Source organism: Arthrobacter pascens (assembly GCF_017052465.1).
Taxonomy (GTDB): domain Bacteria; phylum Actinomycetota; class Actinomycetes; order Actinomycetales; family Micrococcaceae; genus Arthrobacter; species Arthrobacter pascens.
Genome location: NZ_JAFHKT010000067.1, coordinates 1 through 351 on the forward strand (window position 1 = coordinate 1; position 351 = coordinate 351).

The window sequence follows — 351 nt, forward strand, 5'->3', positions numbered from 1 at the left end:
ACGGTAGGGGGAGGCGACGGAGCCGGAGTCGAGGTGGTCCCGGCCGATCACGATGGGCGCCTTGACCTTGCCTTCCTTCACGAGCTGGTTGAACAGCAGCCCGGCCTTGGCGCGTTCGCCGTAGCCCAGCCAGCAGATCCGGGCCGGCAGGCCTTCGAACTCGACCCGCTCACCCGCGGCGTCGATCCAGCGGTGCAGGTGCTTGTTCTCGGGGAAGAGTTCCTTGATGGCCTTGTCCGTCACGGCGATGTCCTCGGGGTCCCCGGAGAGGGCCACCCAGCGGAACGGGCCCAGGCCCTCGCAGAACAGCGGCCGGATGTAGGCCGGAACGAAGCCGGGGAATTCGAAGGC

General features: G+C 68.4%; 1 protein-coding gene. It reads right to left on the reverse strand.

All coding sequences use genetic code 11. From position 1 onward, the window contains the following. Nucleotides 1–351: urocanase-related protein (locus JYA52_RS00375; RefSeq protein WP_504739502.1), on the reverse strand; the 351-nt coding region annotated here is incomplete at both ends.